The sequence below is a fragment of the Helicobacter himalayensis genome (genome assembly GCF_001602095.1).
In the GTDB taxonomy this organism is placed as follows: Bacteria; Campylobacterota; Campylobacteria; order Campylobacterales; family Helicobacteraceae; genus Helicobacter_F; species Helicobacter_F himalayensis.
Genome location: NZ_CP014991.1, coordinates 1,443,202 through 1,456,860 on the forward strand (window position 1 = coordinate 1,443,202; position 13,659 = coordinate 1,456,860).

12 protein-coding genes and 1 pseudogene are annotated in these 13,659 nt (G+C 40.2%); 7 read left to right on the forward strand and 6 right to left on the reverse strand.

Annotated features, from left to right (window positions below):
* Positions 1 to 6 precede the first annotated feature (6 nt).
* The 6 genes and pseudogenes from A3217_RS09460 to A3217_RS06955 form a co-directional block, all read right to left on the reverse strand.
* Positions 7 to 345: an acylphosphatase gene (locus A3217_RS09460; RefSeq protein WP_231860301.1), complete on the reverse strand. Its 339-nt coding sequence runs from the start codon at positions 343 to 345 to the stop codon at positions 7 to 9.
* Positions 331 to 1,071, reverse strand: a pseudogene (locus A3217_RS06935) (alpha/beta fold hydrolase); the annotation flags it as partial. The pseudogene A3217_RS06935 and the gene A3217_RS09460, both read right to left, overlap by 15 nt.
* Positions 1,072 to 2,115 carry a D-alanine--D-alanine ligase gene (locus tag A3217_RS06940; RefSeq protein ID WP_066389131.1) on the reverse strand — a complete coding sequence of 348 codons (1,044 nt, stop codon included), beginning with the start codon at positions 2,113 to 2,115 and terminating at the stop codon, positions 1,072 to 1,074.
* 43 nt (positions 2,116 to 2,158) lie between these two features.
* Entirely contained in the window at positions 2,159 to 3,484 is a 1,326-nt protein-coding gene (locus A3217_RS06945) for a sodium-dependent transporter (RefSeq protein ID WP_066389133.1), read from the reverse strand.
* 94 nt (positions 3,485 to 3,578) lie between these two features.
* Positions 3,579 to 5,426 (reverse strand): extracellular solute-binding protein, encoded by a 1,848-nt coding sequence (locus tag A3217_RS06950; RefSeq protein ID WP_231860222.1) that lies wholly within the window; start codon positions 5,424 to 5,426, stop codon positions 3,579 to 3,581.
* A 311-nt stretch (positions 5,427 to 5,737) separates the two neighbouring features.
* Entirely contained in the window at positions 5,738 to 6,562 is an 825-nt protein-coding gene (locus tag A3217_RS06955) for a hypothetical protein (RefSeq protein ID WP_066389134.1), read from the reverse strand.
* Positions 6,563 to 6,792: 230 nt separating this feature from the next.
* Here A3217_RS06955 and A3217_RS06960 point away from each other — a divergent pair, with 230 nt between their 5' ends.
* From A3217_RS06960 to dapB, 7 genes are all read left to right on the forward strand, one after another.
* Complete coding sequence (locus tag A3217_RS06960; protein ID WP_066389136.1) at positions 6,793 to 8,295, forward strand: mannose-1-phosphate guanylyltransferase/mannose-6-phosphate isomerase; 1,503 nt, start codon at positions 6,793 to 6,795, stop codon at positions 8,293 to 8,295.
* 16 nt (positions 8,296 to 8,311) lie between these two features.
* Entirely contained in the window at positions 8,312 to 9,127 is an 816-nt protein-coding gene (locus A3217_RS06965) for a pseudouridine synthase (RefSeq protein ID WP_066389787.1), read from the forward strand.
* Positions 9,128 to 9,218: 91 nt separating this feature from the next.
* Positions 9,219 to 9,407, forward strand: coding sequence for a 50S ribosomal protein L28 (gene rpmB, locus A3217_RS06970; RefSeq protein ID WP_066389138.1), 189 nt, complete (start codon positions 9,219 to 9,221; stop codon positions 9,405 to 9,407).
* Between the two features lie 17 nt (positions 9,408 to 9,424).
* The gene (locus A3217_RS06975; protein WP_231860302.1) at positions 9,425 to 10,543 is read left to right on the forward strand and encodes a potassium channel family protein; all 1,119 of its coding nucleotides are present in this window, start codon (positions 9,425 to 9,427) and stop codon (positions 10,541 to 10,543) included.
* A gap of 68 nt (positions 10,544 to 10,611) precedes the next feature.
* Positions 10,612 to 11,847: a bifunctional glutamate N-acetyltransferase/amino-acid acetyltransferase ArgJ gene (argJ, locus tag A3217_RS06980; RefSeq protein ID WP_066389142.1), complete on the forward strand. Its 1,236-nt coding sequence runs from the start codon at positions 10,612 to 10,614 to the stop codon at positions 11,845 to 11,847.
* Positions 11,848 to 11,910: 63 nt separating this feature from the next.
* On the forward strand, positions 11,911 to 12,849 hold the full coding sequence (gene trxB / locus A3217_RS06985) for a thioredoxin-disulfide reductase (protein ID WP_066389143.1): 939 nt from the start codon (positions 11,911 to 11,913) through the stop codon (positions 12,847 to 12,849).
* Positions 12,849 to 13,628 (forward strand): 4-hydroxy-tetrahydrodipicolinate reductase, encoded by a 780-nt coding sequence (gene dapB, locus A3217_RS06990; RefSeq protein WP_066389144.1) that lies wholly within the window; start codon positions 12,849 to 12,851, stop codon positions 13,626 to 13,628. The genes trxB and dapB overlap by 1 nt, the downstream gene beginning before the upstream one ends.
* The last annotated feature ends 31 nt before the right edge of the window (positions 13,629 to 13,659 follow it).

Genomic DNA, 13,659 nt, shown 5'->3' on the forward strand with positions numbered 1-13,659 from the left:
TATTCCTCACTTTATGATAGTAAATTTTTCAAATCTTTTTTGTGGTTGGGATTGCGTCTCTATTTTTTTAACCTCTATTCTTTTGACTTCTTGCACGCGTTCAACCACGGCGCGTTCTGACCCTCTTTTTAGAAAAATAAGATATTTTTTTAGCAATTTTTCGCTCCCTTGCGCCCATACTTCCACACTGCCATCATTTAGATTCTGTGCGCTACCAAAAACTCCAATTTGGTCTGCCTTATACTTTGCATACTTGCGATAGCCTACTCCTTGCACTTTTCCAAAGATAAGAAAATGCTTTATTAACTCTTTATTTTGTGTGTTTTTCTGTGTCTGTTCTTGCATATACTGCTCCTCTATCTTTTGTGCTTGATTCATAAAAAAGTAATGATCCCCGGGCAATGGCAAAAAAAAGCAATTTTGCATTAATTCCGCGATTTTCATTCCAGAATCTAGCGGTGTCGCGCTATCTTCTTTGCCCCAAAAAATAAATGTCTTCGCCTTACACGCGCGAAATTCCGCGCTAAAGTCCTCATCTACTACATTTTTAAAAGTTTGATACATTGCTTCATTTAGTCCCACGCTATCTTTTGCACGCAAGGCTTTTGCACTAATGCCAAGTTTTTTTGCGATTTTTGCAAACAAAATTTTTGTGCGCACGAGTAAAGATTTTTTCCTCACAATGCCCGCCGAACTTAGCAAAATAAGCTTTTCCTCCGCCAAAAGCGTAGCGACTTTCCCACCAAAACTATGTCCTAGCATAATCCATTCCAATGAATCTAGCGCCTCATTTTGCACCTTTAGCTCGTTAAAAAAAAGTTTGAGAATCTGTGCATAATCTTTTGTAAATAACACCACCTCGCACGCACTCGCGCCAAATCCGGGCAAATCAACATAAAGATGTATAAACTCCGCAAAGGCTTTTTCAAAGCTAAGCTTCATCAATTCCTTATTGCTTCCCCAGCCGTGCAAAAACACAAGCACGCCTTTTGGGTTAGGAATTGAGAGATTTAAAAAATTATAGCTTAACCCAAAGCGCGTATTTTGATAAATAATTTCTTTGAGCGCCACTTATTTGCCCTTAGCGCGCGTGATTTGCTCAATATAAGAATAATTCACCTTGATTGGTTTTTTCTTAGGGAGATTGCACGCAAGATTTTCTAGCACTTTTTCAAAATTTTCAAACAAATAATTCGCCCCAGAGCCCGGAATCGGGTTAATCTCATTCAAATACACCTCATCATTTATCACAAAAAAATCACAGCGCACAATCGCACCTTCAAACATATTTTCATAAATTTTTACAAAATTCTCTTGCAACGCATTTTGCAAATTTTGCGAAATTTCAGCTCTTTGCAAACTTTGCGTACGTGAAAAATCTAAATATTTATTTTCAAAATCTAGTATCTCATTTTTCTTTGGCTCCTCCACAAGTGAAAAAATAAATTCATCCTTAATCTTGCAGCCTGCCAAATTATATTCTTTCACATTTTCTATAAAAGCCTCCACCACGACATTTTCATCATACTCAAATGCAGAATCTAGTGCATAATTTAGCTCTTTAGATTCTCTTACGATATTCACACCAATGGAACTTCCAAGTCGTGCTGGCTTCAAAATAAGCGGGAAATTTTGTTTGAGATTTTTTCTCGTGCTTTGGTTTAGCACTTCATATTCTAGCACCTTCACACCGCGCGAAGTGGCATAAAGCTTTGTCAAAGCCTTATCAAAACTCAACACGCACGCTTCGACGCGTGGGGCGATATAAAAGATTTTATAAAAATCAAAAAGCGCACTAAGTGTGCCATCTTCCCCGTCTGCACCGTGTATAAGGCTATAAAATGTATGGATTTTTAATAAACTTTTGCGCTTAAAAAATCCCTTAATCTCATAAAATCCTCCAATCCCCAAAGAAAGCTCGGGGCATTGCTTATACAAGCCTTTTGCAAAAAATGAGGCTTTCATATTGTTAGAATCTATCAAATAAAATTTATGCTCAGAATCCAAAAAGATAAAAACAAGCTCATTTTTTAGCACCTTTTGTAGTGCAATCGCACTTACAATGCTTATCTCGTGCTCAAAACTCGCTCCACCAAATACAATGCCAAAGTTCATTCATTCCTCCTTAAATTTACAGTTCACAAATTTATGCACGTTTTCAAAAAATGAAGTTGCTCACAAAAATCGCTACAATAACTAGTGGCACGATAAATTTCACATAATAAAACCAGATTCCCACAAATACGCTTCTTATATCCTTATCATTGCTAAGCTCGCGTTTTGCCTCACCTTTGAGAATCCACCCAACAAACAGCGCGCACAAAAGCCCTGTTAGCACAAAAAGAATATTCCCACTTACCCAATTAAAACTATCAAAAACATCTTGTTTTAGCACACAGGGGATATTTCCAAGCACAAAGATTCCTAAAAGCGTGATAGCAATGCTCTTTTGACGCGAAAAGTTAAACTTTTCTTGCAAAATAGTAATGATGACTTCATAAATAGGCAATGTCGTCGTAAGCGCAGCAATAAGCAATAACAAAAAGAATCCAACCGCCACAATTACGCCAAAGTGCATTTGTGAAAAAGCAATAGGCAATGACTTAAACACCAAATCTGCGCCAAAATCTGGCGTCCCACCAACACTATAAATCGCTGGAAAAATCATAAATCCAGCCAACAGCGCAATAAGCGTATTTATCACGCCTGTAAGGCTTGCGACTTTTAGCAAATGCTCTTTTTTATTCAAAAATGACGAAAGTGTAATCACTACGCCAAAGCCAAGGGAAAGCGCAAAAAACACCTGCCCCAACACCTCGATAAAAAGCCTTGCACTTAGCTTGCTAAAATCTGGATAAAGATAAAATCTTATACCTTCCATCGCACCTTCAAGCGTGAGGTTACGCACGATGATAAGTGCAAAAAACAAAAAAAGCAATGGCATCAAAAAGCTTGCCACGCGCTCAATTCCACCAATCACACCACGCGCTAAAATAAACCAATTCACTCCAACAAAAAGCGCGGTAAAAAATGCCACGCGCAAAGGTGCGTTTTCTACATTTTGCATATAAAAAGTTTGTGTTTGTTCCAAGTTTAGCGGACTTGACATATCAAGCCCACCGCCCAAAATCCCCACAAGAAAACTCATAACCCTGCCCGCTAGCACCATATAAAACGCCATAATCCCAAATGAGCCAAGCGCGCCCAAAATCCCCGTAATTTTCCAAAATTTAGGGATTTTTTTGCCATTCACACTACCGCTAAAGCAATCAATGCTATTACAATGTGTGCGTCTGCCGATGACATTTTCTACCAAAATCATAGGGATTCCAATTAAAAGCATCGCAATGCAAAAAAGCAACACATACGCGCCACCGCCATTTTCCCACACCAAATATGGAAAACGCCAAATCGCACCAAAACCAATAGTCGCCCCAGCAATGGTAAGAATATAGGTAAATTGACTACCAAAACTCGCTCGCATACACCACCCTAAGTTTTTGTAAAAATTAAGCGCGCGCATTGTAGCTTGAATAAACTAAAAAGCTTATTAGTCAAAATTTTTCTAAAACTCACCCTTATTTCGCCCACCACAAATATGGGCTAAAGCCATACATTGGCGTATTTTGTGGCATAGCGATTCTATCATTCCAAAACGCCACGCGATAGCCTTGCGCGTGAAAATGCGGAATAACATAAAACCCCCAAAGCAAGATTCTATCAAGCGCGCGCCCATAGGCTTCTTTTTCCTCCTCATTGCGCGCATTAATAAGTCCTTGTATAAGCGCATCGACATTTTTTTCATCAATACGCGCATAATTGCGCCCGCCACTTTTTTGCGCCGCCTCACTTCCCCAATAAAAACGTTGTTCATTCCCCGGATTGAGACTTTGCCCCACAAGCTCAATAACCATATCGTACTTAAAATCCCTTAAGCGGTTTGTGTATTGTATATCATCGACTTTTGTAAGCGTAGCGCGGATTCCAAGAATTTTAAGATTTTCAATAAAAGGCAAACAAATGCGCTCAAATGCTTCATAATTAATGAGAATCTCAAATTCTAATGGGCGATTTTGGGAATCCACCAACACGCCATCTTTAAACACAAAGCCCGCTTGCTTTAGTAGCTTTGCAGCGTATTTGAGATTTTCCCTGCGATCTTGAGCTAAAAGCGCCTTGTTTGGCTTATGCCTCACACCTTCCCAATCCACATAGCCAGATTCTATATTTTGTGGCAGTGCTAAATCTGTACGCGGAATAAGGTAAGCATAATTTAAAATCCGCTCATCATCAAGTGGCAATTTTTGCAAAATCTCGCGTTCTGCTCCTTTTGGGATTCCACTTGAGGCAAAGCGAGAATTATCAAAAATATTTATCGTGCGTTCATACTGATTGAAAAATAAATGCGCATTGCTCCATTCAAAATCAAAGGCATAAAAAATCGCCTCGCGCACACGTTTATCCTTGAAAAATTGCTGTTTTGTATTGAAAAAAAATCCCTGTAATGTGCTAGGAAGCTTGTTTGGGATAATAATTTTACTTAAAAGCTCCTGCTTATTTGTTTGATAGTCTTTCGCCCATACTTTCGCACTTGACTCCACGCGCCAATCATACGCGCCACCTATAAACGCCGCTTGCGCAACAACAGAATCTTTGTAGTATTCAATGATAATGGTGTCAAAGTTAAAAAATCCTTTGCGCGTGGGGTGATTTCGCGCCCAATAATTTGGATTTCTCTTATACACAATCTTGCGCCCAATCTCATAAGAATCCACGCTATATGCGCCACTGCCAATAGGAAGCATAAGAGAATCTGCACCAAAAGTATTTTTACCATTTTTATAAAAAATATGCTTTGGTAGGATTGGAAGTTGAGAAAGAATAAGTGCTAGCTCGGAATTTTCATTTGTTTTAAACACAAAGCGCACGCGTTTAGAATCTAGAACCTGCACTTCTTTAACATCTGCGTAATAGCGCTGGTATTCAAGCCTGCCTAATTGTATCAAGGTATCAAAGCTAAACTTCACATCTTCTGCACTCACTGCCACACCATCGCTAAAGCGCGCACGCTCATCAATCACACATTCCAAAAAATAACCCTGCGGATCTTTGATAAATTCCTTAGCCACAAGTCCATATTCTGTCGCACTCTCATCAAGCGCACCAACGCCGAGCGTGTCATACACGAGAATGTCGAGATTTGAAGCAGGATTGCCTTTTTGGATAAAAGGATTTAGCGAGTTAAAATCTCCTAGCTCATAGCTTTTGAGAATCCCGCCCTTTGGGGCATTTGGATTTACATAATCAAAATGTGTGAAAGTTTTTGGATATTTTGGCGCGCCAAAAAGACTAAGTGCATATGTCCCAACTCCCTCACCAAAACACGCACAAAAGCCTAAAAACATAGCCACACAGATTCTCAACACCGACAAACCTTTTTTAAAACATAATCTCTAATGTATTATAACTTACAACCTCTAAGGATACTCCATTCATAGCATATTCATAAGATACTTCTTTGAGATTGTTAGTTATAGAATTTATAAAATTAATCTTTGAAACGCCATTCCCTCTAAAATTTAGCAAAAAGATCTTTTCATCAAGTCCTCCTGTATAGCCAACTAACTTTTTGAGTCAAACTCTGCCATACTAAAATGGAGAATTCTGAGCCGATAAGCTTATATTGAGGCATAAAATCAGGGATTTTAGCATTGAAATAAATCAAGCCACAAAGTCTTTAAAATCTCATTCCAAGCTGCACTCCATAAACATTTGTGTGGTTACGTGGCTCATAAAAGCGAGTAGAGGCATTATTTTTTGTCGCGTATGCAAAATTAGAATCGCCTATATTCCAAAATTCATAATACAAAGAGAGTTCTAGCACCATAGAGTGCGCTAAAAAACGTTTTAATCCAAACTCGATTCTATACCCACGTCCAAATTCTTGCGTAAGATTCAAATCCCTATCATATTCAATATCGGTTAAAAAAGTCTTATGCCACCCCTTAATCAAGCCAACATAATGCAATTTCGTAAAAACTGCCAAATATTTACTCAATAATTTTTCTCCATTCAATCCTGCTACAAAATACGCATAGTGCTGACTTCTACGATAAGAATTTTGGACAAGATTATGCAAAAAACGATACCCTAATCCCAAATCTGCCTTAAGAACAAAAACATCGCTTTTAAAAACATAGGGCAAAATATGATATTCACCCAAAAAATAATAATCTTTTGATGGACTGCTATATGGGTCTCCGTTTTGGATTCTGCCATCATATTTTGTGTTAAGACTTTGAAAATAGCCAACTTTAATCATCTGCTCTACCCATTCATACTGTAAGCTTGCTCCAGCATTCACACCCCAAAACATACCAGAAATCTCCATAAGCTTCCCACCGCCTTCTTCCTGCGGAGCAAACTCCTTATATGAATATTGTTGCACGCCACCATTGAAGAAAAAAGAAAGCGGTTTTGTGTTGTCATTTTCACCCACACCGCTAAGATTTTCTAAAAACAACAACCAACAACCTAAAAACACTACTGCTATTTTTTTCATATTTACCCCTTGTGTTTCTCAGATTTTTATTTTAATTTTGGATTAAAATTTTGGAAGTGGGAATCTATCACGCCACAATGCAATATGTCAAGCTGAAAACGCACATTGTAAAAAACTAACCTCAAGTTTTTATGAATAGATTTAGGTTTGCAACTTTTTGCAATTTAGCCTATAATGGTGCGATTGGTCGCAAATTTGCAGTTTAGTTAAAAATTTTATAAGGAGTTTTTATGACAATTAGCATACTTTGTGGTGGCTCTGGCACAAGACTTTGGCCCTTATCACGCGAGCTTTTACCAAAGCAATTTGCCCCAATCCTCCCGCCACAAAAGCAGGATTCTAACCAAAATCCCTATCTCGCATCTACTGCAAGCGAGGAAACTTCAAGCCTTTTTGCTAAAACACTTTTGCGCAATGCAGATTTTTGCCAAAGCCATAATGCGCGTTTTAGCGTGATTACTAATGATAAGCACTTTTTTCTAGCACAAGATATTGCTAATCAAGTAGGGATTACCATAAATTCTTTTCTCTTAGAATCTGTGGCGAAAAATACCGCACCAGCACTTTGCTTTGCCGCACTCAATGCCTTTGAAATTGACGAAGATGAGATAATTTTAGCCCTGCCAAGTGACCATTTAATTAGCAATCAGCAAGCCTATGTCGCGTGTATTCAAAAGGCACTAGAACTAAGCGCTAAGGGTTTTTTGGTGACTTTTGGGATTAAGCCAGATTCCGCGCATACGGGCTATGGCTACATAAAAGCAAAAGACGGCATTGTCGAGCAGTTTGTCGAAAAACCAAATAAAGAAAATGCTCAAAAATATCTAGAATCTAAAAATTATTTTTGGAATAGCGGAATGTTTTGCTTCAAGGCAAATGTCTTTTTAAGAGAGCTAGAAACGCACGCACCAGAGCTTTATAACGCGTGCAAAAAAGCGTATATTTTAAGCAAAGAGCAAAATGCTTTCCGCGCACAAAAAGATTCTAAAAGTGCAGATTCTCAAAACAAGGATTCTCAAATCCTGCGCTTACTGCCAAATGTAAGCGAAGAGATTGAAGAGATTAGCATTGATTATGCGTTAATGGAAAAAAGCACAAAGGTAGCATGTGTGGATGGGGATTTCATATGGAATGATGTCGGGGGCTTTGAAGCACTCAAAAAAGAATGGCAAGAAGACTCTCAAGGAAACGCGCATAAAAGTGATTTAATCGCGCTAGATTCTCATAATAACTTTGTTATCTCACAAAAGCTCGTAGCCACTATCGGTGTGGAAAATCTAGCGATTATTGATAGTGGGGATTGCACGCTAATTGCGCCACTTAGCCAAACACAGCGCATTAAAGAAGTTGTAAATATTTTAAAAACCTCTCACCCCGAGCTTACACAGATTCACAACACCGCACACCGCCCGTGGGGGACTTATAGTGTGCTTTTAGAATCTAGCAATTACAAAATCAAACAAATTGTCGTCAAACCACGCAAGCGCCTTAGTTTGCAGAAGCATTTTCATAGAAATGAGCATTGGATTGTTGTAAGCGGGAGTGCGATTGTCACCATTGGACAAAAAGAGCTTTTTTTGAAAGCCAATCAATCAACCTATATTCCTATGGGTGAGACACACAGGCTAGAAAATCCGGGTAAAATCCCACTTGTGTTAATCGAGGTGCAAATGGGCGAATATCTAGGCGAAGATGATATTGTGCGCTTAGAAGATGACTTTGCGCGCAGGTAGCGTGTATTTACAAACTATGCGTTTAAATCAATTTATCGCTCACAATTCTCAATTTTCCCGACGTGAGGCTGATACACTGATAGAATCTGGGCGCGTGCGTATAGGACGCACAAAAGCCGCTTTGCAAAGCAAATTTAGTGAATCTGATAAGATCTTTATCGATGGCAAACTTTTAAAACCCTCGCATAATTACACCGCGATTATTTATCACAAGCCAAAGGGCGAGATTGTCAGCAAGCGCGATGAGCTAGGCAGACGCACGATTTATGAGAGTTTGGATTCTAAATTTAGGGGTTTTAGCTATGTGGGAAGACTTGATTTTGCAAGCGAGGGACTTTTAATTTTAAGCGACAACAAAATGCTTATACATACGCTAAGCAACGCAAATTTAGAGCGCGTGTATAATCTCAAACTTGATAAGCCACTAAGTCAAAAATTGCTAAATTCTCTTAATGAAATGCTTGAATCTAGCGCGCCAATAACGCTCACAAACATCAAAGGCGCACACCCAAAAACCACACAAAAAGAAATGATTTTGCGCCCATTTACAGAAGTAACAATCCTTAAAGACAGCCCAAGATTCCCAAAATTGCGTGTGAGTTTGAATGAGGGTAAAAATCGCGAGCTACGCAGATTTTTCGCGCAATTTGGCTATGAGATACTAGACTTAAAGCGCGTAAGTTATGGATTTTGCAAACTCAATGCCTTGCCTTGTGGTAAATGGCGCTATTTCAATAAAGAGGAATACAAGAAATTACATCTTTTTTTGCAAGATTCTCCATATCATAATTCTCCACGTCAAGATTTTCAAACGCGGAAAGCGAAGAATTAATGCGCTTTTTAACACATTTTAAGGTAGTTTTGTAAAACTTTTTGCTAAAATCCGCGGTTTTTAATCACAATCTTTTTGTTAAGGATACATAATGGCAAGGAAATGTTTTTTCACCGGTAAAGGTCCAATGGTAGGCAACAATGTAAGCCACGCAAACAACAAAACAAAAAGACGCTCGTTACCGAACTTGCGCACAATTAGGATTAAGCTTGATGATGGCACAAGTGTGCGCGTCAAAGTCGCTGCCTCCACACTCCGCACAATGAGAAAAAAATCCTAAAGTAGAATCTAGCCTTGATAAAGGTGAAACCTCGCAAAAAAGACAAGCCCTCAAAGCCTGATATAAGCCTCAACTCGGAGTTATATCAGCAACTAAAGCCTTTTAGAATCCCCTTAGTTTTATTGCAATTTTTTGTGATTTTGGGAACTTTGGGCTATTTGGTTTTAGAAGATTATGATTTAATGCAGGCGTTTTTTCAGACGACTTACACTTTCACGAATACAGGTTTTGGTGCGCTTGGGGAAAAAGACTTTGGCACTATCACCATTATTTTTACTACCATACTTATGGTGTGTGGTGCGGGCGTTATCACTTTTAGCGTAGCTTTTACGATTAGCGTTTTTAATAATAGCAACCTTATAAACCTCATTAAGGAGCAAAATATGATTTATAAGATTGGCAGACTACGCAATCACTATGTGATATGCTATCAAAATAAGCATACAATTGAACTTAGCAAGCAATTTAGAGAATCTCAAATCCCCTTTGTCGTCGTGGATAATAGCCCAGATTTTGAAGTGCAAGCAAAAGCACACAAATACCCCTACTACATTAGTGCAGACCCTCACACACAACTTGCAATGTTAAAAACGCATCTCTCTTCTGCTAAAGGCATTGTAACTTTTTCATCAAATATTGCTGAAAATATCGCGCTTATCGCAAGTGTAAGGCTTTTTGAAAAAGAGCTGGGGCGTCGCCCTTATTATGTTATTGCCAACGCAAACACGCAAGAAGAGATAGATAAGCTTAAAAAGTTAGGTTGTGATTTTGTCGTCTCTGCTTCTAAGCTCCTTGCGCAAAGAATTTCTGCTATGGCAATCCGCCCGGATATGGAAAACTTGCTTGAGCAATTTCTCTATAAGCGCGATACGCAACTTGACTTAGAGGAAATCATTGTGCCTCGTTATAGTTGGCTTGTGTTGCGTAAGCTTAAAGACTCGCATTTCCGAGATGTGACAAATGTCTCTGTCGTAGCAATCACGCAAAAAGATGGCAAGCAAATCAATATGCCAAATGGCGATGTGGTCGTCACAAGTGAATGTAAAATGCTAGTTATCGGCACCTCAGAAGGCATAAGAATGACAAAACGTCTTATTATGCGCAAAAGCAAGCCAAAAGAAGTGGATTATGTGTAAGCCACTTCTATGGTGATTCACGCGAGCACGCAACTTGAGTGGCAAAATTTAGAAAAAAAGGCTTAAAAATGCAAGATTCTCAAACTTTTGAAATTTATCCCATAAAGGGGGGTGTGAGCGCGAGTGAGGGCTTTGTGACAGAAGGCATAAGCGCTGGGTTAAAAAAAGACAACGCGCTAGATATTGCCTACATTTACGCCAAAGAGGGCTTTAAAGTAAGCGCGCTTTTCACAAGCAACACTTTCGCTGCTGCGCCAATTGTGCATTTTAAAAAATGCGTGCAAAAGGATGCCAAAAAGCAAGACAAAGAAGTGGAATCTAACTTCATTCTTATCACTACAAAAAACGCTAACGCAATGACAGGAAAAGACGGCGTGGAAGATATTTGCGAGATTCTAAAAAACTTAAGCGCGCGTTTTGGGCTAAAAAATCCCATTATGTCAAGCACAGGCGTTATCGGCGTGCGTTTGCCAAAAGAGAAAATTATACAGAGTTTTGAAAAAATCCGCCTTGAAAATTTAGATCCAGATTCCCACCTGCGTGCGAGCGACGCAATTAGAACCACTGATGCTTTTAGCAAGGAAGTCGCTTTTAAAGTGATTTTACAAAATGGAGAATCTTTTCATATCGGTGCAATGGCAAAAGGTGCTGGAATGATAGCCCCAAGCCTTGCAACAATGCTTTGTTTTATCACCACAGATTCTGCTATTCCTAAAGAGGATTGCGAGGAACTGCTTCAAGGCATTGCAAAGAAAAATTTTGATGCCATAAGTGTTGATGGCGATATGAGTACAAATGATTCTGTATTTTTACTAAGTAATGGCAAAAGTGGCGCGTATGACAAAGAGGCTTTTAAGTGTGCGCTGGATTTGCTTACACACAAACTCGCACTTGATATAGTGCGCGATGGAGAGGGTGCGAGCAGGGTTGTAGCCTTTGAAGTGTGTGGCGCGCAAAATGACAACGAGGCAAAAATCGCCGCAAAAGCACTTAGCAACTCACTTTTAGTCAAAACCGCGCTTTTTGGGCGCGACCCAAATTGGGGGCGCATAGCTTCTACTATCGGCGCAAGCGGTGTGTGTGCAAAAGAAGAGAATCTGCGTATTGAGATTGGCGACGTGTGCGTGTATGACAGAGGCGCAATACTTTTCACGCAAGAAATCGAGGCAAAAGCCACAAAAACTATGGAGGCTCAAGAATTTAAAATTCTTTGTGATTTAGGTATCGGAGAAGGGCGCTATGTAAGCTATGGGTGCGACTTAGGGCATAAATATGTGGAGATAAACTCGGATTATAGGTCATAATTTTTCAAGCGTTAAGAGTTTTCCTATACGCTTATGAAACTTTTACATTTTTAGGAGAGCAAAATGATAGATTTAGCAATCGTTGGCGGGGGACCTGCTGGGCTAAGTGCTGGGCTATATGCGACAAGAGGCGGGATTAAAAATGTCGTGTTGTTTGAAAAAGGTATGCCCGGGGGACAAATTACAGGAAGTAGCGAGATAGAGAACTATCCGGGCGTGAAAGAAGTAATGAGCGGGCTAGATTTTATGCAGCCTTGGCAGGAACAGTGCTTTAGATTCGGATTAAAGCACGAGATGAGCGAAGTTTGGCGCATTAGCAAAAATGGCAATGTTTTTGAAATCCACGAGCTAGGCGGGAAGATACATCAAGCAAAAGCGGTGATTTTTGCTACCGGTGGGCGTCCTAAGCGCTCTGGCGTAAAGGGTGAGAATGAATTTTGGGGCAAAGGTGTCAGCACTTGCGCTACTTGCGATGGATTTTTTTACAAAGATAAAGAAGTCGCAGTGCTTGGTGGGGGCGATACGGCGCTTGAAGAGGCGGTGTATCTTACAAAAATGTGCAAAAAAGTCTATCTTATCCACCGCAGAAATGAATTCCGCGCAGCACCCACAACAATAGAGCATATAAAATCAAATCCAAAGATTGAGATTCTCACGCCCTACATTGTTGAAGAGATTAAGGGTGATATGTCAGGCGTTACTTCTGTGCTTGTGAAAAATACGCAAAACAACGAGGTGCGCGAACTTGGAGTGCCGGGAATCTTTGTTTTTGTCGGTTATGATGTCAATACACAAATTTTGAAGCAAGAAAATGGCAGTATGCTTTGTGATTGCGATGAGTATGGTAGTATCAAAGTTGATTTATCAATGCGCACGAGCATAGAAGGGCTTTTTGCCGCGGGCGATGTGAGAATCCAAGCACCAAAACAAGTAGTCTGCGCCGCAGGTGATGGCGCAACAGCAGCATTGCAAGCCATTAGCTACCTAGAGCAGGCAAAATAATGCTAAAGCTCGGCATCTTTGGCGCAAGCGGACGCGTGGGAAAACTTCTCATTGATGAAATCGCCCAAAGCACGGATTTAGAAGTTTCAATCGTTTATGCACGCGACAATTTAGAATCTCTGCACGCGCAAGACTTGCGTGTAGCAAGGGACATAAAAGAATTTTTGCAATCTTGTGAATGTGTGATTGACTTTTCCTCCGCAATCGGAAGCTTAGAGCTTATCAAAACGGCGCTAGAAAATAGCCTTGCACGCCCGATGGTTATCGGCAGTACGGGCTTTAGCCAAGATGATTTTACGCACATTAAAAACGCAAGCCAAATCTTACCAATTTTGCAAGCAAGCAATATGAGTCGTGGTGTGAGCGTGCTCAATAAACTCTCCAGCCTCACAGCGCGGGCGTTAAAAGAAAGCGATATAGAAATCGTAGAAATCCACCACCACCACAAAAAAGACGCCCCAAGTGGCACAGCACTCACTCTCGCGCAAACCTGCGCACAAGCACGCGGACTAGATATTGACAAAGTCCGCATAAGCGGGCGCGATGGCAATATTGGCGCACGAAGCAAAGATGATATCGGTGTAATGAGCCTGCGCGGTGGCGATGTGGTGGGACGCCACACGATTGGATTCTATCTTGATGGCGAATATTTAGAACTCACACACAACGCCACCTCACGCGCGACTTTTGCCAAAGGTGCGATTGCAGCAGCGCGCTGGCTTGCGAATCAAAAAGCGGGCTTGTATGGGATTGAAGATTTTTTATGTCTAGATTCTTAAAATCCACACATTGCACCAAAAAGCCAACCTT